A 22,641-nucleotide genomic window follows, 5' to 3' on the forward strand; every position below is an offset into this window, starting at 1 on the left:
CCTCGTAGTATTGTCTGACAAGATAGCAAGTACAACATGTACTGCCCAGAGTCTTGGAGTGTGAGACGTGCAGCACCTCGGCTACGACCTCAGTGCCAACGTGTCCCTGCTGTGGACCGAGCATGACTACCTCGATCGGTTCGCGGCCGCGGCGGACGCCGGCTTCGGGGCGGTGGAGACCTGGTGGCCGTTCCCGGCCGCCGAGCCGAGCGCCGCGCAGGAGTCGGAGCTGCTGCGGGCGATCGAGGCCGCCGGGGTGCGCCTGCGCGGGCTGAACTTCTTCGCCGGGGACATGCCCGCGGGCGAGCGGGGGATCGCCATGGACGCGGCCCGGCGGACAGAGCTGATCGCCAACGTCGCCGCGGTGCGGCGGATCGCCGAGGCCACCGGCTGTGACCGGTTCAACCTGCTCTACGGCCAGTTGGCGGACGACGAGGACCCGACGGCGCAGCACGCCACCGCGCAGGAGGCGGTCACCATCGCGGCCGCTGCCCTGGCCGACCAGGGCGGGGTGGTGCTGATCGAGCCGCTCGCCGCCGGGCTGAACGGGGCCTACCCGCTGCGCACGCACGAGGACGTGATCGCCCTGCTGGACGGCCCGTTCGCGGGCGTGGGAAACGTCGGCCTGCTGTTCGACACGTTCCACCTGGCCATGAACGGCGTGGACGTGGTCGCGGCCGCGGTGCGGTCCGCGGCGCATATCGCGCACGTGCAGATCGCCGACGCCCCCGGTCGGGGCGAGCCCGGATCGGGTGACCTGGCCTGGGACGAGGTGTTCACCGCGCTGCGGGTGGCCGGCTTCGCGGGGCCGGTCGCCGCCGAGTACCGGCCCACCGGGTCCACGGCGGACTCCCTGGCGTGGGTTCGCCCGTGAGCGGCGGTGGCATCCCCTACAGTGGCTCCGGACGGCGGGGTGGCCGATCCCTAGACTCGTCTCATCGTCAGACAATCTCCCGAGGTGATCGCATGAGCGCAGGGCAGTTCCAGCTTGGTCCGTCCTCGCTCACCGATGCCCTCTACGAGTCGGTCCGGAGCCGGATCATCAGCGGGGACATCGCCCCCGGTGAGAAGCTCACCGAGCAGCGGATCGCCGACGACTACCGGGTCGCGCGTCCGACCGCGAAGGCCTGCCTCGAACGGCTCACCGCGCTCGGGCTGCTGCGCCGGTCCGCCCACAAGACGGCCGTGGTGCCCGAGCTCGACGAGGTCGACATCACCGACCTGTTCTTCACCCGCGAGATGTTCGAGTGCACCGCCGCGGACCGGCTGGCGCAGGCACGCACCGTGCCGGAGGCGGCCCGCAAGGCCCAGACGGCGATCGAGTCCGCGGTCCGCGCGAAGGCGTTCGACGACCAGGTGGTCGCGGACATCGAGTTCCACTGGGCGCTCATCAACGCTGTCGACAGCCCTCGGTTGTCCCGGGTCTACGAGATGGTCAGCGGCGAGGTGCACCTGACGATGGGGCAGTTCAAGGCGCACCGGCGCACCACCCCGTCGACCGTGGCGGCCGAGCACGCGCTGATCCTGAAGGCGATCGAGGACGGCGACCGCGCCGCAGCTCGCGAGCAGATGGCACACCACCTGCAGCAGGCGCGGGACCGGGTCCTCGCCCAGGTGGTCGCCTCGCGCGAGGAAGCCCCGGCCTGACCCTCCTCGGCGGTCGAGGCCGTTCGGCTTCCCGAGTTGCAGGGCCGTCCGGCCTGGGTCACGGTGGAAGAGCCCAGGGCGCACGCGCGTGGTTCTACGCTGCCGTCAAGCGTCCCCATCGAAGTCACGAGAGGGAGCACCCATGCTCACCCTGACCGAGAACGCCCGGACCGCCATCAAGACCATCGCCACCGAGTCGGGCCTGCCCGAGGAGGGCGGCGTACGCATCTCCATGGCCGAGAACGGCAGCGAGCTCCAGATGGCACTGGCGCCGGAGCCCGCGGCCGGCGACGACGTCATCGAGAACGCCGGGGCCCGGGTCTTCGTGCCCACCGAGACCGCGGCGCTGCTCGCCGAGCAGGAGCTCGACGCCGCGACCACCGATCAGGGCACCGGTTTCACCCTACGCGAGCAGGGCTAGGGACCCGTGCCGGTCGGCCGAGGGGCCGGCCGGCGACGGACAGTACCCCGAACGGGATGAGGCAGGGCCCGGCAGCCCCCGCGTAGTGTCCGCGGCTATGACCTCCGCGAGCGGGACCGCGACCGCAACCGGCCGACCGGCCTGGCTGCTGCCGACCCTCGTCGGATATCGACGGCGGTGGCTCGGCAAGGACGTCACCGCGGGTCTGTCCGCGGGGGCGGTCGTGGTGCCGCAGGCCATGGCCTACGCCACCGTCGCGAACCTGCCGGTCGAGATCGGGCTGTACACGTGCATCGTCCCGATGGTCGTGTACGCCCTGCTCGGCGGCAGCCGGGCCATGAGCGTGTCGACGACGTCGACGATCGCCACCCTGACCGCGACCACGCTGGTCTCCGCGGGCGTCGCCGCCGGCTCCGACGACGCGGGGGACGTCCTCGGCTCGCTCGCGGCCCTGACGCTGCTGGTCGGCGTCGTGCTGATGGCCGCACGGCTGCTCCGGCTCGGCTCGCTCGTCGAGAACATCAGCAACGCCACGGTGCTCGGCCTGAAGATCGGGGTCGGCGCCACGGTCGCCGTCGGGCAGCTGCCGAAGCTCCTCGGCGAGACCGTGAACGTCAGCGGCGAGGGATTCTTCCGCGGGCTGGGCGCGGTCGTGCAGGCGTGGGACAGCATCAGCGGCGTGACCGTGGCGCTGTCCATCGGATCGATCCTCGCCATCGTGCTGCTCAAGGCGTTCGCGCCACGGGTCCCGGGGGCGCTGCTCGTCGTCGTGGCCGGGATCCTGATCGTCGCCCTCACGTCGGCACGCGAGGCGGGCCTTGAACTGATCGACCCGGTGCCCTCCGGGCTGCCGGTACCGCGACTGCCGGACCTCACCCACCTCGGCGCGCTCGCGCCGGGCGCACTCGCGATCGCGGTCATGGTGTTCATGGAGACCGCAGCCGTGGCGAAGGGCATCCGCAAGCCGACCGAGCCGATGATCGACAGCGACGCCGAGCTCCTCGCCGCGAGCGCCGCGAACCTCGCCGGTGGCCTGTTCGGTGCGATGCCAGCCGCCGGCGGGTTCTCCCAGAGCGCCGTGAACGAGGGCGCGGGGGCTCGCTCGCAGCTCTCCGCCCTGGTGACCGTCGCGCTCGCCGTGGCCGTCGCACTGTTCCTCGGCCCGGTGCTGAGCCTGCTCCCGCAGGCGACGCTCGCGGCCGTGGTGTTCGTCGCCGTCGCGGGCCTGATCCAGATCCCCACCTTGGTGCAGTGGGCCCGGATCAGCCCGCGGGACTTCTGGATCGCGAGCGCGGTGGCCGCCGTGGGTCTCACGGCAGGCCTGCTGGCTGCGGTCGGCCTGGGCGTGGTGCTGACCCTCGTCCTCGTGCTGCGCGAGCTGAACATCCCGAGGCTCGACGGCGTGGTTCGCCGGGGCGGCGCCCTCGCGGTCCACCTCGGGCGTGGGCTCTACACCGCGAACGCGCTCGAGAACGAGCGCGCCATCGTTGCCCTTGCCACGACGCAGGAGGAGCCCATCGACACCCTGGTCCTGGACGTCGAGCGCCTCGACGTGGTCACGATGACCGTGCTGGGCGCCCTCGAGGAACTCGACCGGGACCTGGCCGGCCACGGCGTCGAGCTGCACCTGGCCAGGCTGCCGGACTCCGCCGTCGAGGTCGCCGGGAAGGTGACCTGGTACCAAGGGATGGCGGCGGCCGGTCGCGTCCATGACAGCGTCGAGGACGCACTGGCCGCCGCAACGGGCCGAGAACCCACCTGACGGCAGGCGTCAGGAGTTCCCGGCCGAGCTCCTGAGCTTCTCCATCACCTTATTGATGGTGAACGAGGCCGGTTCCTGGCGCGGCGGGAACTCCACGAACGTCTGCAGCATCGAGGCCACGTACGCCTGGGCCGGCACGAGCAGGAAGATGCGCGACATCATCCAGTCGTAGTAGGTGTTGGACGTGCGGTCGGCCCGTTCGAACGGGTCGGTCCTCAGGTTGAAGATCTTCGGCGCCCGCAGCTCGACCCACGGGTCCAGCCACACGGCGAGCGTGCCCTCGGTGCGCTGCTCGAGGAACACGATCTTCCAGTTGTCGAAGCGCAGCGCGGTGAGGTCGCCCTCGTCCGAGACGTAGAAGAAGTGGTTGCGTGGACTCTCGTCCGTGGCGCCCGTGATGTAGTCGAGCTGGTTGTGGCCGTCGAGCTGCACCCGGTACTCGACGCCGTTCAGTTCGGTCCCCGCCGCCAGCCGGTCGGCGATGTCGGTGTCACCGGCGGCGGCGAGCAGCGTGACGAACCAGTCGTTGTGGCTGACGATGCCGTTCAGCGTCGTCCCGGCCGGGATGTGCCCGGGCCAGCGCACCATCGCGGGCACCCGGTAGGCGCCCTCCCAGTTCGAGTTCTTCTCGTTCCGGAACGGGGTCATCGCGCCGTCGGGCCAACTGTTCATGTGCGGACCGTTGTCCGTGGAGTACATGACGATCGTGTCCTCGGCGAGGCCGAGCTCGTCGATCAGGTCGAGCAGGCTGCCGACGACGTCGTCGTGGTAGAGCATCGCGTCGTGGTATTCCGACTGCCAGCGGCCGGCCCGGCCCTTGTCCTGCTCGCGCACGTGCGTCCGGAAGTGCATGTGGGTCGCGTTGAACCAGACGAAGAACGGTGTCTCGTCGTCGGCCTTGGCGCGGATGAAGTCCGCGGCGGCGTCACGGAACTCCTCGTCGCAGGTCTCCATGCGCTTCTTCGTGAGCGGGCCGGTGTCCTCGATCCGCTGGGTGCCGTCCCCGTTCGCCCAGGAGTGGATGACCCCACGCGGGCCGAACCGGTCGTGGAAGTTGGGGAACTCCTCGGGTGAGGGGTAGTCGGGGTGCTCGGGCTCCTCCTCGGCGTTGAGGTGGTAGAGGTTGCCGAAGAACTCGTCGAAGCCGTGCATCGTGGGCAGGAACTCGTCCCGGTCGCCCAGGTGGTTCTTCCCGAACTGACCGGTCGCGTAGCCCTGCGCCTTGAGCGCCGTGGCGATCGTCGGATCCTCTGCGCGCAGGCCGACATCGGCCCCCGGCATGCCGACCTTGGTCAGCCCGGTGCGGTACGGGTTCTGCCCGGTGATGAAGGCGGCCCGGCCCGCGGTGCAGCTCTGCTCGCCGTAGTAGTCGGTGAACTTCACCCCCTCGCTGGCGACGCGGTCGATGTTGGGTGTTCGGTAGCCCATCACGCCGTCGGAGTACGTACTGAGGTTGGTGAGGCCGATGTCGTCGCCCCAGATGATCAGGATGTTCGGCTTGTCTGCCACGATGAGCTCCCTCGGTTCGGCGGCGGGAAAGTCCCCGCGATGATCGAATCACCGTGGCCGGCCGCACAGATCATCCGTCCCGGGTGAGCCCGCGGTCCGCTGCCATCCGTAGCGTTCGGCGAACGTGGGCGGCGTGAGGTCCGTCCGGATAGGGGAACCGACAATGACCGAAACCCTGCCGTCCTGGCGTGAGGGCCCCACCCGGGCGGCGATCACCGAGTTCGTCGCCGCCGTCACCACCGAGGGCAGCCCTGACTTCGTCCCACCCGAGGGCCGGGTCGCGGTCTTCGACAACGACGGCACGCTCTGGACCGAGAAGCCGATGGTGGTCCAGCTGCACTACGTGCTGCAGCAGTGGAAGGCCGCGGCGGAGGCGGACCCGAGCCTGGCCGAGAAGCAGCCGTACCTGGCCGCGGTCTCCGGGGACCTGGCCTGGCTCGGGGCGGCGGTGGACAAGCACTACGCCGGGGACGACGCGGACCTGGGACTGATCATCGCGGCGGTGTCAGCCGCCAGCGCCGGCTCGAGCGTCGAGGAGTACGAAGCGTCGGTGGCGGCGTTCTTCCGGGATGCGCGGCACCTGACGCTGGACCGGTCCTACGCCCACACGGTGTACCAGCCGATGGTCGAGCTCATCCGGCTGCTGGACGCCCACGACTTCCGGACCTACATCGTCTCTGGGGGCGAACGCGACTTCATGCGCTTGATCGCCCAGGACTACTACGGGATCCCGACCCAGCGTGTGGTCGGCACCGGGCTCGGCCTGGAGTACGACGCCGAGCACAACGTGGTGCGCTACAAGAGCGCCCTGGCGTTCTTCGACGACGGCCCCGAGAAGCCGGTCCGGATCTGGATGCGCACCGGGCGGCGGCCGATCCTCGCCGCCGGCAACTCCAACGGGGACATCCCGATGCTCCGGTTCGCCCAGGGCAACCCGCGCAGTCTCGCACTGCTGGTCAACCACGACGACGACACCGACCGCGGTGACACCCCGTACACCAAGGGCGCCGAGAAGGCGATCGACGCGGCGCCGGCGCACGGGTTCACCGTGGTCAGCGTCCGCGACGACTGGTCGCAGGTCTTCCCGGCCGGCGACCACCAGGACTGAGGCGGTCCGACCGCACGAGCCGGGCTGCGCCGTCGGGCATGCGCGGGAAGCGCCGCTCAGGCGTCCTTCGCGCAGCGGAACCCGATGTGGGACATGCCGGTGTCCTCGGCCTGCGGCGAGCGCGCCGCGGGCCGGAACCGCAGGCAGTACTCCGGCGAGCACAGCTGCGACCCGCCCTTGAGCACCCGGCGGGGGATCGCGAACCCCTCCTGCGCGCTGGCGGTCGCGAGCAGGTTCGTGCGCTTGCCCGGGTCCACCGGGTTGTCGGACAGGCGCAGGTGGCGCGGCGTGTAGTAGTCCGACGTCCACTCCCAGACGTTACCGATCAGGTCGAACAGGCCGTAGCCGTTCGCCGGGTAGGACCCGACCGGTGCGGCGTCGCCGACGCCCTGGTTGTCGTAGGGGAAACGCCCGAGCCAGGTGTTCGCCTGGGCGACGCCGCCGGGATAGGGCTCGTCGCCCCACGCGAACCGCTCGCCGTCCACGCCACCGCGCGCCGCGTACTCGTGCTCGGCCTCGGTCGGCAGCCGCAGGCCCGCCCAGGTCGCGTACGCCGTCGCGTCCTCGAAGGCCACGTGGATGACCGGGTGCTGCAGGCGGTCGGCGACGGAGGAGTTCGGGCCGAACGGCCGGCGCCAGTACGCGCCCGGCTGCCAGCGCCACCAGTTGCGCCAGTTCCGCAGGTCGACCGGGCCGTCGGTCGGTGTGAACACCATGGCACCGGGGACGAGGTCGGCCGGGTCGGCACCCGGGAAGTCCTTCGGGTCCAGCTCGCGCTCGGCCACCGTGACGTAGCCGGTCGCGTCCACGAAGCGGCCGAACGCGGCGTTCGTGACCTCGTGCCGGTCGATCCAGAACGGAGCGACCTCGCGCTCGTGCACCGGCCGCTCGTCGGGGTAGAAGTCCTCCGACCCCATCAGGAACGTGCCGCCGTCGAGGCGGACCATGTCGTGGTGCGTGCTCGTCATGACCATGGGACTCCTTCGTTGGGCGGCGAACGCGATTCTAGGCGTGGTGCCGGCAGGGCCGCTCAATGCCCGACGGCGGTGCTCGCGTCGAGCGCGCCGCGCAGGTCCGCGCTGGTTGCGACGGGCAGGTCGCAGACGAATCCACGGCACACGTAGGCCGCGGACCCGCCGCGCAGCAGCGGCCGGTCGGCGAGCAGGGGGTGGGGCCGCGGGGCGGACCCGCCGGCAGGGGCTGCCTCGCCGCCGGCCGGTTGCGCGTCGACCTCCGGCGGCCCGTACGCGAGCACCAGGCCGGGTGAGGTGCTGGACCGTGCGAGCCGGACCATCTCCTCGGCCACCTCATCGGTGCCGACCACGGCGACCTGGACCGGGCCGGCCGCCGCGGCCTCGGCGACCGCGAGCGTCCACCCGGCGAACCGGGCGTCCCGCCGGGCCACCTCGCCGCCGGCCGCGATCGCCGCGTCGGCCTCGGCCCGCCACCGGCCGGTGAGCGCGGAGAACGTCAGCAGCGCCCCGGCCAGGGCCGACGTGCCGGACGGCTCGGCGTTGTCGCCAAGGCCACGGGGGCGGATGACCAGCGTCTCGGCGTCGTCGGCGGTGTCGAAGAAGCCGCCGGCGCCGTCGGCGAAGTGGGCCAGCGCCGTGGCGAGGATCGCCTCGGCGGCGTCCAGCCAGCGTCGCTCACCGGTGGCCTGGTGCAGGGCGAGCAGACCCTCGGCGAGGTTGCCGTAGTCGTCCGCCACCCCGGCGGCCGGACCCGCGACGCCGTCGCGGGAGGTCCGCAGCAGCCGGGAGCCCGAGGTCTGCCGCACCACGTGCGCCGCCAACAGGAACTCCGCGCACCGCGTCGCGGCGGCCACCCACTCGGGCCGCTCCAGCAGCGCCCCGGCGTCGGCCAGTGCCGCGATCGCCAGGCCGTTCCAGCTCGTGACCACCTTGTCGTCGCGGGCCGGCTGCGGTCGCGCGGACCGGGCCGCCAGCAGGGCCGCCCGCCAGGCGGGCCACTGCTCCGGCGGCTCGCCGAGCAACCGTAGCGTCGAGCGGCCCGCCTCGAACGTGCCCTCGGCGGTGACGCCCAACAGCTCGGCCGCGGCGACGCCGTCGGGCCCGAGGACCTCGGCCACCTCGGCGGGCGACCATACGTACGTCAGGCCCTCCTCGCCGTCGGTGTCCGCGTCCAGCGCGGAGGCGAAGCCGCCCTCGGCGGTGCCGAGGTCGCGCAGCAGGAACCCGGCGGTCTCGGTGACCACGCGCCGGGCCAGCTCGGAGCCGGTGGCCCGGAACAGGTGCAGATACACGCGCAGCAGCTGGGCGTTGTCGTAGAGCATCTTCTCGAAGTGCGGCACCACCCAGGCCGCGTCGACCGAGTAGCGCGCGAAGCCGCCGGCGAGCTGGTCGTAGATGCCGCCGCGAGCCATCGCGGTGCAGGTCGCCTCGGCCATCGCGAGTGCCCGCTCGGACCCGGTCCGCGCGGCGTGCCGGAGCAGGAACTCGAGGACCATCGACGGCGGGAACTTCGGCGCCGAGCCGAACCCGGCCCGGCGAGGGTCGAAGTCGAGCCTCAGCTGCCCGACGGCGTCCGCGAGCCTGGCCTCGTCGATCGGCATCGGAGCGCCGACGTCGGCCAGCGCGCGCAGGTCGTCGGCGATCTTCGCGCCGCCGTCCACGACCGCGGACCGGTTGTCCCGCCACACCTCGGTCACGGCCTGCAGGAGCTGGAGGAACTGGGGCTTCGGGTAGTAGGTGCCGCAGTGGAACGGCTCGCCGCCGGGGGTCAGGAAGCAGGTCATCGGCCAGCCGCCGGCGCCGGTCATCGCCTGGGTGGCGCGCATGTACACGGCGTCGATGTCCGGGCGTTCCTCGCGGTCCACCTTGATGGCGACGAACTGCTCGTTGATCGCGTCGGCCACGGCGTCGTCCTCGAACGACTCGTGCGCCATCACGTGGCACCAGTGACAGGCGGCGTAGCCGACGCTGAGCAGGATCGGCACGTCCCGCTCGCGGGCCTCGGCGAGGGCCTCGGGGCCCCACTCCTGCCAGTGCACCGGGTTGTCCGCGTGCTGGCGGAGGTAGGGCGAGGTACTTGCGGCCAGTCGGTTCGCCATACGCCACGGTCTCACCTCGCCGGGGTGTGGCGCACCCGAGGCGCACGCCGGCGGGATCAGCCGATGTCCGGGAATTCCTTTCGGCCGCGGCACGGGGCGGGCTATCGTCGCCTCCCATGGCCTTCTCACGGGGGAGACCACGGTCCGTCGGCACCGACGTCGACGGATCGGGTAAGGGACTGAGGGCGGCCTGGGCCATGCCGGCAACAACCCCCGCGAACACAGGACCGGGTACGGACCCGGTTGCGCAGACACGGGGAGGAATCATGCGCACAAGGATCATCGGGACGACCGCCGCGATCACGCTCACGCTCACCGTTGCCGCCTGCGGCTCGGGTGACGACGGCGCAGGATCGGGTGACGGGGCCCTGGTCGGCGAGGGCAGCGGGGCGGACTGCCAGATCGACACGGCGGTCCCGGTCGGGGCGGCACTGTCGCTGACCGGAGGGGCCGCCAGCTACGGCGAGTCGCAGCGCAACGGCCTGGAGCTGGCCGTGGCGGACCTGAACGAGCAGGGCGGCGTCACCTACGAGCTGGCCGTCGAGGACGACCAGACCGACCCGCGCCAGGGCATCACCGTCTTCGAGAGCTTCGTCGGCGACAACACCAGCATCATCATCGGCCCCACGCTGTCCAACGGCGCCTTCCAGGCGCAGCCGATCGCCCAGGAGGCCGGCGTGCCGGTGCTGGCCATCTCCAACACCGCGTCGGGGATCACCGAGCAGGGTGACTACATCTTCCGGGACTCCCTGACCGAGGCACAGGTCATCCCGCAGACGATCGCGCTGGCCGCCGAGACCTACGACCTCGAGCAGGTGGTGGTCATGTACAGCAACGACGACGCCTTCACCGAGTCCGGGTACGAGGTCTTCGCCTCCTCCCTGGAGGAGGAGGGGGTCGAGGTCAGCGACACCCTGACCTTCTCGGTCTCGGACACGGACTTCCGGCCGCTGCTCACCGAGGCCCTCGCGGCCGAGCCCGACGCACTCGTGGTGTCCGGTCTCATCGAGGCCGCCATCCCGCTCGTCACCCAGGCCCGCGACCTCGGCATCGACGTGCCGATCATCGGCGGGAACGGCTTCAACAACCCGCAGCTGATGACCGACGCCGGCGCGGCAGCCGAGGGCGTGGTGGTCGGCGCCGCCTGGAACTCCACCTCCGACATCCCCGAGAACGTCGAGTTCCTCGCGGCGTACGAGGAGGAGTTCGGTAGGGCACCGGACCAGTTCGCGGCCCAGGCCTACGCCGCGATGACGATCATCGACGTGGCCGTGCGGCACAACTGCTCGGGCGAGCGTGACGACATCCAGGACGGGCTGAACAACATCGTCGACCTGCCGACGGTGCTCGGTTCGCTGACCATCAACGACGACCGTGACGCCGAGCACGAGGCGGTCGTCCAGGTGGTCCAGGACGGCGCATTCGCCGTCCTCGGCTGAGGCGCGCGTCCGGCGATGGACGTCCAACAGCTCCTCAACGGGCTGTTCATCGGCTCGATCTATGCCCTGTTCGCGATCGGCTTCACCCTCGTCTTCGGCGTCCTGGACCGATTGAACCTGGCACATCCGGCGGTCTTCACCGTGGCGGCGTTCGTGGGGATCGAGCTGGTGGAGGTCGGTGGGCTCTCGATCTGGGCGGCGCTGCCGGTCGTGTTCGTGGTGGGCGGCCTGCTCGGTCTGGTGATCGAGCGGGTCGCGTTCCGGCCGCTGAAGGGCCGGCCGGATGCCCACTTCGCGGGCCTGATCTCCTCCATCGCGCTCGCGGGCATGTTCATCGCGCTGCTGCAGTGGCGCTACGGACCCGACACCAAGCGCTTCCCCGCGGAGTCCTTCCCGGACACCACGTACACGATCCTCGGCGCCCAGGTCACCGGGGTGCAGGTCGCGATCCTGCTGATCACGATCGTGCTCGCCGTCGGGTTGCACCTGCTTGTCGGCCGGACCCGCCTCGGCCGCGGGATGCGGGCGACCGCCGAGAACCCGACGGCGGCACGGGTGGTCGGTATCGACGTGGACCGGGTCAGCGCGACGACGCTGGCCATCTCCTCCGCGCTCGGCGCCGTCGCCGGCGCGCTGTTCGCCATGAACGTCAACAGCGCCCAGCTGGGCATGGGCAGCGCCATCGAGCTCAAGGGGCTTGCCGTGATCGTGGTGGGCGGGATGGGGTCACTGCCCGGCGCGCTGGTGGGAGGCCTGCTGCTCGGTCTCGCGGAGGTCTTCACGGTGCAGTACATCGGCTCGAGCTGGCGCGACCTGGTGGCCTTCGGGCTGCTGTTCCTGATCCTCGTGGCGCGGCCCCAGGGCCTGTTCGGCACCCGGAAGGTCCGGGAGGTCTGATGCTCGGCGACGCCACCTTCGTGTTCATCGCCATCGGCGGGATCTTCGCGTTCTCCTTCTACGCGGTGCTGGTCGCCGGGCAGCTCAGCCTCGGCCAGGCCGGCTTCGCCGCCATCGCCGCGTTCGGCTCGGCCAGCCTCGCGCCCGCGCCGGCGGACGTGGGGGAGATCCCGGCCCTGCTGATCGCCGTCGCCATCGGGATGTCCGTGGGGGCGCTCGCCTCGATCGTGCTCGGCCTGCCCACCATGCATCTGCGCGGGGTGTTCCTGGCCATCGCGACGCTCGGCTTCGCGGAGGCCGTCCGCATCCTCATCATCAACACGGCCTCGCTCGGCGGCGCCCAGGGGATGTCGGTGCCGAAGGTGGTCACGCCGGCGATCGCCTGGGTGTTCCTGGCGCTGGTGGCCTACTGGTTCTGGCGGCAGGGCCCGTCCCGGTACGGCCGGGCCCTCGCCGCGATCCGTGAGGACGAGCTGGCCGCCCGGGCGATGGGCATCGATGTGGGGCGACACCGCCTGCAGGCGTTCGTCACCTCCGGCGCCGTGGCGGGGCTCTACGGCGTGCTCTGGGCGTACTTCGTGCGCCTGATCGCCCCGGAGGACTTCTCCTTCACGACGGCGATCGACGGCCTGGTCACGGCCGTGGTCGGTGGGTCGACGCTCTTCGTGGGCCCGATCCTCGGCAGCGTCTTCCTCACCCTCGTGCCGGACCTGCAACGCGTCATCGGGATCGACGCCGGATGGATCCGTCCGTTCCTGGCCAGCCTGTTGCTGCTCCTGGTGATCCTGTTCCTGCCCGGCGGTCTCGCCGGCCTTATCCCACGGCGGGTGCGGATGCCGGCCATCACGGGCACCGACCTCGGCAGCGACGTCGTGGGGCTGGACCCGCGGCGGCACCCCGCCGGTGGCGAGCCGGTGGTCCGGTTGCAGCGGCTGAGCAAGGACTACGGCGGTGTGCACGCCGTACGCGACGTGGACCTCGAGGTCACCGGTGGTGAGATCGTCGGACTGATCGGCCCCAACGGGGCGGGCAAGACCACCCTGGTCAACATGATCAGCGGACTGGTCCGCGGCACCTCGGGCAGCGTCGAGGTCCTGGGGGTGCGGCCGGGACGCACCGCCGTGCACCGGATCGCGGCGGCCGGCGTGAGCCGCACCTTCCAGCACTCCCGGCTGTTCCCGCGGCTGACGGCGTTGGAGAACACCCTGGTGGGCAGCCACGTGGTGGCCCGGCCCACCTTCCTGCGCCGGCTGATCTGGCTGCCGTCCGCCCGGCGCGAGGAGCGGCAGGTGCTGCAGCACGCGGCCCGGTGCCTCGAGCGGGTGGGGCTGGCGGACAAGGGTGCGGTGGTCGCCTCGGCGTTGTCCTACGGTGACCAGCGACGGCTGGAGATCGCCCGGGCGCTCGCCGCGGACCCGTCCCTGCTGATCCTGGACGAACCTGCCGCGGGCATGAACCGGGTCGAGGCCGAACAGCTCTCCGACCTGATCGGCGCGTTGGGACGGGACGGGCTGACGATCCTGCTGATCGAGCACAACGTCGGGATGGTGATGCGCACCTGCAGCCGGATCGTGGTGCTGAACTTCGGGGAGGTCCTCGCGACCGGCACCCCGGCGGAGATCGCGGGCAACCCCGAGGTGGTCACGGCCTACCTGGGCAGTGCCGAGACCGAGGAGGGGTCACGGTGACCGAACCGATCCTGGTGGTCGACGACCTGCGTGTCCGGTACGGCCGGGTGGAGGCGGTGCGCGGGGTGACCTTCGAGGCTGCCCCAGGATCACTGGTGACCCTGGTGGGCTCCAACGGGGCCGGCAAGAGCTCGATCATCAACGCCGTCTCCGGGATGGTGCGCCCGCGGGGCGGCCGGATCACGTTCGAGGGCAGGGACATCACCCGGACGCCCGCGCACCGGCTGGTCCGGTCCGGGCTCGTCCAGGTGCCCGAGGGCCGGCAGATCCTGGGGACGCTCACCGTCGAGGAGAACCTCCAGCTCGGTTCACCCGGCCGTGGCGGCATCGCCGAGGTCTACCAGCGGTTCCCCGTCCTGGCCGAGCGGCGGCGACTGCAGGCCGGGTCGCTCTCCGGCGGCGAACAGCAGATGCTCGCCATCGGGCGCGCCCTGGTGACCCGGCCCCGGTTGATCCTGCTCGACGAACCGTCGATGGGGCTGGCCCCGCAGATCGTGGACGAGGTGTTCCGGGTGATCGGCGAGATCCGTGCCTCCGGCACCACCGTGGTCCTGGTGGAGCAGAACGCCCGCCGGGCGCTGCGGGCCGCCGATCACGGTTACATCCTGGCCAGCGGGGAGATCGTGCACAGCGGGCCGGCCGCCGAACTGCTGGACGACGACCGGGTTGTGCAGGCCTACCTCGGGGTGGAGACCTGAGCCTCTGTGCGGACTCCGCTCAGCGCCAGTGGTGCGGCTCCGACGTACCGGGTACGTCGCAACCACACCGCAAGGGCCCCTCGCGTTCAGAGCCGGTCGTCCTCCGGGGCCGGCAGCGGCCGGGACTGCTCAGCGGCCCGCATCGTCGCGCTGGCGGCCAGCGCGACCAGGGCGGCCGTGATCCCCGCACCCATCACCACGAAGTAGCCGCCGCGCGGGCCGAAGGAATCGATGGCCTGCCCGGACAGCGAGGTACCGAAGGCGAAGCCGAGCCCGATCGCGGTGCCCACCCAGGTCAGTCCCTCGGTCAGGCGGGACCGTGGCACCAGGGCCTGCACGAGCGCGTTGCCGGTGATGATCGTCGGCGCGATCGCGAACCCGGTCACGAACATCACCGGCGCCAGCACGAACAGCGAGTCCACCCAGACGAACAGCGAGACCCCGAACGCGAGCAGGATCACGCCACCGACGAACCGCTTCCACAGCGGCGAGACCCACTCCCGGGCGCCGTACAGCAGGCCGGAGAGCAGCGACCCGGCCGCCATCACGGCCAGCATCACACCGGCCCAGGCCTTCGCACCGTGGGCCTCGGAGAACGCGACCGTGGCCACGTCCGAGGCACCGAAGATGATCCCCATCGCCACGAACACCAGCGCGATCACGACCATCGGCCCCGAGCGCATCACCGAGCGGTGCTCGCCGTGCGGCGGGCGGCCGGCCGGTGGCGGTTCGGTGGCCCGCTGGGACAGGAACCAGAACCCGCCCGCGCCGGCGGCGACGATCGCGGTGACCAGTCCCGCCGTCGGGCTGATCGAGGTGGCCAGGAACGTGGCGAGCACCGGCCCGATCACGAACACCAGCTCGTCCAGCGCCGACTCCAGCGAGTAGGCGGTGTGCAGGTCCCGCGGGCTCTCGACGACGCGGTTCCACCGGGCCCGCACCATCGCGCCCATCGAGCCCACCGTCGCGCCGCTGAGCACGGCCGCCAGGTACAGCCACAGCTCGTCCGCGCGGACGCTGCCGACGATCGTGATCGCGGTCAGGCCGACCATCGCGACCGCCAGCGACTTGCGCATCACCTTCGCTTGCCCGAACCGGTCCACGAGCTTGGCGATCTGTGGCGCGCAGATCGCCTGGGCCAGCGCGTATGCGGCGGCCACCCGCCCGGCCAGCCCGTAGGTGTCGTAGACGGTGGAGATCATCAGCACGATCGAGATCGTCACCATCGACATGGGGAGCCGGGCGAGGACGCCGGCGGTGGAGAAGGCGAGGGCGCCGGGCCTGCTGAGCACGCGGCGGTAGGGGGCGAGCACGCCTGATTCTCGCACCGACTCCCAACTGGATCTGCTGCCGGGGTACCGTGCGGTGATGAGGATCACCAAGCGTGAGCATGCCTGCCTGATCGTGCAGTCCGACGGCGCCACCCTGATCATCGACCCCGGGTCGTTCTCGACCCTGCCGGACCTGGGTGAGCTCGGCCCGGTCGTGGCCGTCGTCCTCACCCACGCGCACGCCGATCACGCGCACCCCGAGCACCTGGCCGCGCTCCACGGGGCCCACCCCGACGCCGTGTTCCTCGGTCCGCCCGCGGTCGCGGCCGCCATCGCGGACACGCCGGTCCAGGTGGTGCAGGCCGGGCAGTCGCTGCGCGTCGGTCCCTTCGACCTGACCTTCCACGGCGGCGTGCACGCCCGGATCCATGCCTCCATCCCGGCCGCGGACAACGTCGGCGTGAGCGTGAACGACGTCCTCTACCACCCGGGTGACTCGGTGGAGCCCGCCGTCACCGGGGTGCCGGTGCTCGCCGCCCCGATCAGCGGGCCGTGGCTCAAGACCGGTGAGGTGATGGACCTCGTCGCCGCGGTCGCAGCCGCGCACGTGGTGCCGATCCACGAGTCCCACGCCTCCGCCGTCGGGCAGCAGTTGGCGGGCCGGCTCGTCGGCGGCGCCGCCGAGGCGGCCGGCGGTCGGTACGACGCGCTCGCGGTCGGGGAGTTCCTCGAGGTCTAGCACCCCGCCCGACGGCGGTGGCCGGCTCCGCCCGCTGCTCACCGTCGCCTGAGCGCGAGGTTGTTGGCCTCCTCGCGTGGGCAGGAGCCAACAAGTCCGCGTTCGGCGGGCTCGGTGCCGTCAGTCGGCGAGCGCCTGCCCCACCACGTCCTTGGCGGCCTCCTGCACCTGGGCCAGGTGTTCGGCGGAGACGAACGACTCCGCGTAGATCTTGTAGACGTCCTCGGTACCGGACGGCCGGGCCGCGAACCACGCGTCCGCCGTCGTCACCTTCAGCCCGCCGATCGCGGCGCCGTTGCCGGGCGCGGCCACGAGCCGGTCCGTGATCGGCTGCCCGGCGAGCTCGGTCGCGGACACCGCCTCGGGGGAGAGGGCGCCCAGCTTGGCCTTCTCGTCCCGGGTGGCCGCCGCGTCGACCCTGGCGTACCAGCTCTCCCCGAACTCGGCGACCTGCTCGTCGTGCAGCTGGCTCGGGGAGCGGCCGGTCACGGCCTGGATCTCGGAGGCGAGCAGAGCGAGCAGGATGCCGTCCTTGTCCGTGGTCCACACGGAGCCGTCCCGGCGCAGGAACGAGGCGCCCGCGGACTCCTCGCCACCGAACCCGACGGACCCGTCCAGCAGGCCCGGCACGAACCACTTGAACCCGACCGGCACCTCCATGAGCGTGCGGCCGAGCCCGCCGACGACCCGGTCGATCAGCGCAGACGAGACCAGCGTCTTCCCGACCCCTGTGCTCGGGCCCCAACCGTCCCGGTGTGCGTACAGGTACGCGATCGCCACGGCCAGGTAGTGGTTCGGGTTCATCAGGCCCGCGTCCGGGGTGACGATGCCGTGCCGGTCCGCGTCCGCGTCGTTGCCGGTCGCGATGTCATACGGGGCGGCCGCGCCATCGGCGCGCATCGTGAGCACCAGGGAGGCCATCGCCGACGGCGAGGAGCAGTCCATCCGGATCTTGCCGTCCCAGTCGAGCGTCATGAACGCCCAGCGCGGGTCCACCACCGGGTTCACCACGGTCAGGTCAAGACTGTGCCGGTCCGCGATCGCGGCCCAGTAGTCGACGGAGGCGCCGCCGAGCGGGTCCGCGCCGATCCGGATGCCGGCCAAGCGGATCGCGTCCAGGTCCAGGACCGAGTCGAGGTCGTCGACGTAGGTGAGCAGGAAGTCGTGCTTGTGCACCGTCTCGGAGGAGACGGCGCGCTCGTAGGGCACCCGAGCGATCGCACCGACGCCGGAGCGCAGCAGCTCGTTCGCGCGGCGGGCGATCGCGCCGGTCGCGTCGGAGTCGGCGGGGCCGCCGTGCGGCGGGTTGTACTTGAAGCCACCGTCACGCGGGGGGTTGTGCGACGGCGTCACCACGATGCCGTCAGCGAGACCCGGCCCGTGGGTGCGGACGCCCTCGGCGGAGCCGGCGCCGTTGTGCCGCAGGATCGAGTGGGACACGGCGGGCGTCGGGGTGTAGGAGTCGCGCGCGTCGATGCGCACGTCCACCCCGGCGGCGGCGAGGACCTCGAGCGCGGTCCGGGTGGCGGGCTCGGAGAGGGCGTGCGTGTCCCGGCCAAGGTAGAGCGGGCCGTCGGTGCCCTGCGCGGTGCGGTACTCAAGGATCGCCTGCGTGATCGCGACGATGTGCGCCTCGTTGAACGCGGTGTCCAGGCTGGACCCCCTGTGACCGGAGGTCCCGAAGACCACCTGCTGGCTCACCTCGTCCGGGTCCGGGGTCCGGTCGTAGTAGGCGGAGACGACGGCGTCGACGTCGATGAGGTCCTCGGGTAGGGCGACCTGCCCAGCGCGCTCATGCATGCCCTTGATCCTGCCACCGCAGGGGCAGGCTGGCGACCGACCGGGTGCAATGCCGGACCGGGTCCGGTCCGGTCGGCGTTCGATCGCCTGCCCCGTCGCTCGGTAGGGTGGCCGCCATGGCCAAACGCAAGAAGTCCGACGGCGTCAATGAGAAGGTCGCGGCTCGTCGCGCCGCGCGCAAGGCGGCTCAGGCGGCGAACGCCGCGGGCGGCGCGAGCGGCACCGACGACGGTGGCCGGCGCGCGTTCGCCGATCTGCCCGGCGAGGCCGACTGGGTCGCGATGCGCGAGGTGGTGCCGGCCGCGACGGCGACTGCGCGCACGAACGCCGAGTACGGCTCGAAGGACATCGTGGTCGCCTCACTGATCCCGGGCATGCTCCCGGCGCTGCACCGCACCGACGGCGTGATCATGGTGGCGCTGCAGACTCCGTCCACCAGCGGCGACCCGAGCAGGGACGTCGCCGCCGCGCTCATCGAGATCCTCGACACCGAGCCCGGCACCAGCCTCGACCACTTCGAGCTGCCCGGCCCGGGGCCCCGCCTGCAGGACGTGCTGGACACCGAGCACCCGTTCGAGGTCACCGTGCACGAGGGCTTCGACTTCGTGGTGCCGGACGGTGTCGATCCGGAGCCGGAGCTGAAGGCCGCGCTGGAGGAGTTCGCCCAACTGACCGTGCCCACGGTCAAGGTGCCCGGCGTGGAGGCCGCGTACTGGTGCCGGATGGGCGCCCGGGAGTTCCTGCGCTGGTCGCGGACCGAGGACGAGGAGCAGCTGCTCGACGCTCTCGCCCGGCTGCACGCGAAGCGCGAGTCAGGCCTGGACGCCGACGCCCGGTTCATCGGGGCGTTCCGCTCCAGTGGGCTCGTGGTGCCGGTCTGGGAACTGGCCCGGGGCACCGAGGCGGAGGAGATCGAGGACCTCCTCGGTCCCTATCAGGAACGGCTCGTCGCGGCGCTCGCGGTCGATGAACCGCTGACCGCGGACGAGCGCCGGGCGCGGGCCGGGATCGTGTCCCGGCAGGTGACGCTCCGGTAGTGGGAGAGTCAATGGGTCTGAACGCTCCAATCGCGTTAGGGTAAAGAAGTGAGCAGCGAGTCGGCCGGGGGCAGTGGTTCCCTACGCGTGATCCGCCGCCGCGCCCCCGAGGGTGCGCGCCATCCTGTTCCGTCCGCCGCGGACGATCAGCGGGTGGCCGTGGTGATCCCCGCCAAGGACGAGGCCGAGCGGATCGCTGCGACCGTGCGCGCGGTCCGGGCGATTCCGCACGTGGACCTGGTGCTCGTGGTCGATGACGGCTCCGAGGACGACACCCAGCACCTGGCCCGGGGTGCCGGCGCCGTGGTTGTCCGGCACTCCCACAACCGTGGCAAGGCCTCCGCGATGGAGACCGGCGCCGCCGTGGTGGCCATGCGCGATGCCGAGACCGGCCCGGCGCGGCTGCTGCTGTTCGTCGACGCCGACCTCGGTGCCACCGCCGTCAACGCGGCCCCGCTGGTACCGCCGGTGCTGCACGGCAAGGCGGACATGTCGATCGCGACCCTGCCGAAGCAGGCCGGTGCCGCCGGACGGGGCATCGTCACCGGCCTGGCGCGTCGCTCCATCCACGCGGCGACCGGGTGGGCGCCGGCCCAGCCGCTCTCCGGGCAGCGCTGCCTGACCCGGGCCGCCTTCGACGCGGCCACCCCGCTCGCCCGCGGCTGGGGTGTGGAGACCGGGATGACGATCGACGTGCTGCTGCAGGGCTTCGCCGTGGTGGAGGTGCCCTGCGACCTGCGGCACCGGGCCTCCGGCAGCGACCTGAAGGGCCAGCTGCACCGGGCTGCGCAGTACCGGGACGTGGCGATGGCCGTGGCCGCACGCCGCTTCCGTCACTACAAGCAGAAGGTCAGTCGGGACGACCCCGGCGAGGCACCCGGACCCTCCGGACAGGCTGGGCAGGCGGAGCCGCCGCAGTCCTGACCGGCTCGCCCGGCTCCTGGTTGGCCCGGATCAGGTCGGCCGGCTCGAGGGCGAGCATCCAGGTGGCACACGCGGCGAGCAGCAGTGGCACCGTGACGGACACCCCGATGGCCGGGATGGCGATCCCGGAGTCGTTGACCACCAGGCCGAGGCCGAGGGCAACACCGATCGCGATGATGCCCGGCGGCAGCATCGGGGCGTCCCGGCCCATCCGGGAGATCGGGGTGCCGGCGGAGAGCCAGTCGTACCCGCCACCACCGGGTGAGGTGATCGCGCCACGGATCGGCCGGGCCAGCACGAACACGACGGTCAGCACGCCGCAGATGGCCAGGATCGTCAGCGGCCGGTTTCCGAACAGGATCGTGATGTTCTGGTCCAGCTTGCGGGCGATCACCGGCCACAGGCCGCCGTCGAGCACCGTCTGGAAGAACCGGCCCAGGTGGGTCCGGTCATCGGCCGGCCGCAGCCAGTCGATGAACGCGAGGCTGATCGTCGCGGCCGCCGCCACGGCGAGGACGCCGAGGACCCGCTTCCAGGTGAGCCTGATGCCCGCCGCCATGAGCGCCAGCAGCCCGTACGCGGGCAGCAGCGCGGGCGGCCCGCCGAAGTCCGCGCCGATCCCCGGGGCGCCGTCGATGACCGCCGCACACACCCCGATCGCGAGCACGATCACCCCGGCGAGCTTGCGCCGTCCCGCCCGCACCAGCGGGTTCGCGACGGCGACCGTGACCAACAGGGTGGAGACGGTGAACAGCGCGAACGAGGTGTTGTTCATGCCGTAGAACCGGCCGGCCACGAGGGTCGGCACCCCCATGACGGCGGAGATCTGCAGGGTGGCGCCGGTGACCACGTCGACCGTGAGCACCGCCGCCGTGACCGCGGCGACCCAGGTGGCCGGGCCGAGGACGCGCCGGCGCCACGGACCCACGAGTGCGATCGCGACGATCAGGGCCACCCAGCCGAGCGTGATCACAGCCAGGCCGAGTGCCGGTGGCGTGCTGCGCCACCACGGCAGCAGGTTCGCCAGGAACGAGGAGACCGGCAGTGCGCCGATGGACAGCGCAACCACCCGGAGCAGCCGGAGCACCCCGGACCGGGCGACCACGAGGTTCTCGTCCGGCCGGCCACGCCGGCGGGGGAAGCGCCGGGCCAGGAACGCGCGGATCCGGGTCGCGGCCGGCCGCTTGAGGCCGAGCGCGACGGCGGCGAACAGGGCCAGGTTGAGGATCACGAGGATCAGGTAGTAGCTGGCCACGAGCGGGCGGACGGCCTGCGCGTGCAGTTCGTCGTCGAGCAGGACGTCGATGCGTTCCGCGGCGGTGCTCGAGTCGGGCAGCGCCCGCGCCGGTGCGCCGATGGTGACGCCGCTGGGGATCGCGGCCGTGATGCCCAGCAGCCCGGTGATCGTGGCCTGCTGGTCGGTGGCGAGCACGTAGCCGTCCTGCCGGGTGGAGGAGGACGTGAGCAGCGCCTGCTCCTGGTTCGCGCCGCTGACCGCCAGCACCCGCAGCCCCGGGCCGGACCCGGAGTCGGAGATCCCGGACAGGACGATCACCGGGTCGGTCCCGGAGTCCCGGATCCCTTGGATGATCGCGGCCACGTGCTCGTCCGCGACCTGGACCTGGTTGTCGTGGTACTGCTGGATGGTGACCGGGCCGGGTGCGTCCTGGACCTCGCCGGCGTCGATGACCACGAGCCGGGACCGTTCGAGGGCGATGGTGGTCTGGACGGTCCACTCCTGCGCGCCGGTGGGCCGGCGCATGTGATCGGCGGTCTGGCCGGCCGCGTCGGCGAGGGCGATCGCCGCACCCGGGCCGATGCTCGTCGCAGCGGTCTGCGTGGTCACCGCCGCGTCGCCGAGCAGCCCGAGCCGGGCGTCGAAGTTCTCCTCGGCGGCTGCGGCCTGGTAGTCGGCCCAGCCCGGCACCGACCCGTCCGGGTCGGGCTCGAGGAGGTCCCGGCACGGTCCCGACGCGTCTGCGGCGCGGGTGCCGGCGGAGATGGCGAGCCAGCCGTCCGCCGGGCAGGAGCTGGTCCGCACGCTACGGACCACGAGCGAGCCGACCGAGTCCTGGGACAGCGACCAGAGGGCGGGCGTCATCGGGGTCACGTCCGCCCAGGCCAGGCCGGCCACCCCGATCACCACGACGGGCCGGTCGGAGTCGACGTCCCGCGGCTGCCCGCCCGCCGGCGACGGCTCGACCGCCCCGGTGACCCCTGCGGAGGCGGCCGCGACCCGCGAAGCCGACGCTGCGCCGTCGGGCGTTGCGCCCGCGCCCGACGGTGGGGTGAACAGGAGCAGCACCACGGCACACAGCGCCACCACCAGGGCGCGCCACAGGCGCGCCACGGTGCGGGCGCTCGGTGCCCGCGTCGTCGCGGCGGCCGGGTTCGGAGTGCTCGAGGTCATCGAGGTTCAGCGTAGAGGCGCGATGCGGAGGAATCGTGCTCGGGTGCGGGGGATTGGTGCCGCCGGGCCCATCGGGAGGGTCCGTTCGGCACGGGTGTGATTGCGCTCTCGGCGATCCGTGGACATCGGCTCTAGCGCGCGTGGGAGCGGTCCGGTACTGTTGCGGCTTGAGGTTGCAGTGCATCGCACGTCTTGACGTCGACCTTCGCAGGTCGGCG

At 72.0% G+C, this 22,641-nt stretch carries 18 protein-coding genes; 12 read left to right on the forward strand and 6 right to left on the reverse strand.

Annotated elements, in window-relative coordinates; translation table 11 throughout:
• The first annotated feature begins 67 nt into the window (after positions 1-67).
• The 4 genes from GKS42_RS03970 to GKS42_RS03985 all read left to right on the forward strand — a co-directional run bounded on the left by GKS42_RS03970 (position 68) and on the right by GKS42_RS03985 (position 3,830).
• Entirely contained in the window at positions 68-874 is an 807-nt protein-coding gene (locus GKS42_RS03970) for a TIM barrel protein (protein ID WP_154792671.1), read from the forward strand.
• A gap of 92 nt (positions 875-966) precedes the next feature.
• Complete coding sequence (locus GKS42_RS03975) at positions 967-1,647, forward strand: GntR family transcriptional regulator (protein WP_154792672.1); 681 nt, start codon at positions 967-969, stop codon at positions 1,645-1,647.
• 142 nt (positions 1,648-1,789) lie between these two features.
• Complete coding sequence (locus tag GKS42_RS03980) at positions 1,790-2,068, forward strand: HesB/IscA family protein (RefSeq protein ID WP_154792673.1); 279 nt, start codon at positions 1,790-1,792, stop codon at positions 2,066-2,068.
• A 97-nt stretch (positions 2,069-2,165) separates the two neighbouring features.
• A complete protein-coding gene (locus GKS42_RS03985; RefSeq protein WP_154792674.1) occupies positions 2,166-3,830 on the forward strand; it encodes a SulP family inorganic anion transporter in 1,665 nt (554 codons plus the stop codon).
• A gap of 9 nt (positions 3,831-3,839) precedes the next feature.
• Here GKS42_RS03985 and GKS42_RS03990 read toward each other — a convergent pair whose 3' ends face one another.
• A complete protein-coding gene (locus tag GKS42_RS03990; protein ID WP_174791031.1) occupies positions 3,840-5,339 on the reverse strand; it encodes an arylsulfatase in 1,500 nt (499 codons plus the stop codon).
• A 163-nt stretch (positions 5,340-5,502) separates the two neighbouring features.
• Between GKS42_RS03990 and GKS42_RS03995 the strand changes: the two genes are divergently transcribed.
• Positions 5,503-6,447, forward strand: coding sequence for a haloacid dehalogenase-like hydrolase (locus GKS42_RS03995; RefSeq protein WP_154792676.1), 945 nt, complete (start codon positions 5,503-5,505; stop codon positions 6,445-6,447).
• A gap of 56 nt (positions 6,448-6,503) precedes the next feature.
• On the opposite strand, the gene GKS42_RS04000 is transcribed toward GKS42_RS03995, so the two are convergent.
• Together GKS42_RS04000 and GKS42_RS04005 are read right to left on the reverse strand one after the other, a co-directional pair.
• Positions 6,504-7,394 carry a formylglycine-generating enzyme family protein gene (locus GKS42_RS04000; protein WP_154796530.1) on the reverse strand — a complete coding sequence of 297 codons (891 nt, stop codon included), beginning with the start codon at positions 7,392-7,394 and terminating at the stop codon, positions 6,504-6,506.
• Between the two features lie 83 nt (positions 7,395-7,477).
• Positions 7,478-9,520 carry a thioredoxin domain-containing protein gene (locus GKS42_RS04005; protein ID WP_154792677.1) on the reverse strand — a complete coding sequence of 681 codons (2,043 nt, stop codon included), beginning with the start codon at positions 9,518-9,520 and terminating at the stop codon, positions 7,478-7,480.
• A gap of 266 nt (positions 9,521-9,786) precedes the next feature.
• Between GKS42_RS04005 and GKS42_RS04010 the strand changes: the two genes are divergently transcribed.
• From GKS42_RS04010 to GKS42_RS04025, 4 genes are read left to right on the forward strand one after another with little or no spacing between them, the layout of a single operon-like run.
• Complete coding sequence (locus GKS42_RS04010) at positions 9,787-10,959, forward strand: ABC transporter substrate-binding protein (RefSeq protein ID WP_154792678.1); 1,173 nt, start codon at positions 9,787-9,789, stop codon at positions 10,957-10,959.
• A gap of 15 nt (positions 10,960-10,974) precedes the next feature.
• Positions 10,975-11,856 carry a branched-chain amino acid ABC transporter permease gene (locus GKS42_RS04015; protein ID WP_154792679.1) on the forward strand — a complete coding sequence of 294 codons (882 nt, stop codon included), beginning with the start codon at positions 10,975-10,977 and terminating at the stop codon, positions 11,854-11,856.
• On the forward strand, positions 11,856-13,544 hold the full coding sequence (locus tag GKS42_RS04020) for a branched-chain amino acid ABC transporter ATP-binding protein/permease (RefSeq protein ID WP_154792680.1): 1,689 nt from the start codon (positions 11,856-11,858) through the stop codon (positions 13,542-13,544). The genes GKS42_RS04015 and GKS42_RS04020 overlap by 1 nt, the downstream gene beginning before the upstream one ends.
• A complete protein-coding gene (locus GKS42_RS04025; RefSeq protein WP_154792681.1) occupies positions 13,541-14,242 on the forward strand; it encodes an ABC transporter ATP-binding protein in 702 nt (233 codons plus the stop codon). The genes GKS42_RS04020 and GKS42_RS04025 overlap by 4 nt, the downstream gene beginning before the upstream one ends.
• Positions 14,243-14,328: 86 nt before the next feature.
• On the opposite strand, the gene GKS42_RS04030 is transcribed toward GKS42_RS04025, so the two are convergent.
• On the reverse strand, positions 14,329-15,555 hold the full coding sequence (locus GKS42_RS04030; protein ID WP_154792682.1) for an MFS transporter: 1,227 nt from the start codon (positions 15,553-15,555) through the stop codon (positions 14,329-14,331).
• Between the two features lie 55 nt (positions 15,556-15,610).
• On the opposite strand from GKS42_RS04030, the gene GKS42_RS04035 reads away from it, so the two are divergent.
• Positions 15,611-16,252, forward strand: coding sequence for an MBL fold metallo-hydrolase (locus GKS42_RS04035; protein ID WP_154792683.1), 642 nt, complete (start codon positions 15,611-15,613; stop codon positions 16,250-16,252).
• 120 nt (positions 16,253-16,372) lie between these two features.
• Here GKS42_RS04035 and pgm read toward each other — a convergent pair whose 3' ends face one another.
• A complete protein-coding gene (gene pgm / locus GKS42_RS04040; RefSeq protein WP_154792684.1) occupies positions 16,373-18,052 on the reverse strand; it encodes a phosphoglucomutase (alpha-D-glucose-1,6-bisphosphate-dependent) in 1,680 nt (559 codons plus the stop codon).
• A 116-nt stretch (positions 18,053-18,168) separates the two neighbouring features.
• Between pgm and GKS42_RS04045 the strand changes: the two genes are divergently transcribed.
• Positions 18,169-19,089 (forward strand): DUF5926 family protein, encoded by a 921-nt coding sequence (locus GKS42_RS04045; protein ID WP_232847912.1) that lies wholly within the window; start codon positions 18,169-18,171, stop codon positions 19,087-19,089.
• Between the two features lie 87 nt (positions 19,090-19,176).
• Positions 19,177-20,013, forward strand: a complete 837-nt coding sequence (locus tag GKS42_RS04050) for a glycosyltransferase family 2 protein (protein ID WP_232848061.1) — start codon at positions 19,177-19,179, stop codon at positions 20,011-20,013.
• Here GKS42_RS04050 and GKS42_RS04055 read toward each other — a convergent pair.
• Positions 19,940-22,423 (reverse strand): hypothetical protein, encoded by a 2,484-nt coding sequence (locus GKS42_RS04055; RefSeq protein ID WP_154792685.1) that lies wholly within the window; start codon positions 22,421-22,423, stop codon positions 19,940-19,942. The two genes, GKS42_RS04050 and GKS42_RS04055, sit on opposite strands and share 74 nt — an antisense overlap.
• Between the last annotated feature and the right edge of the window lie 218 nt (positions 22,424-22,641).

The organism is Occultella kanbiaonis (assembly GCF_009708215.1).
Classification (GTDB): Bacteria; Actinomycetota; Actinomycetes; order Actinomycetales; family Beutenbergiaceae; genus Occultella; species Occultella kanbiaonis.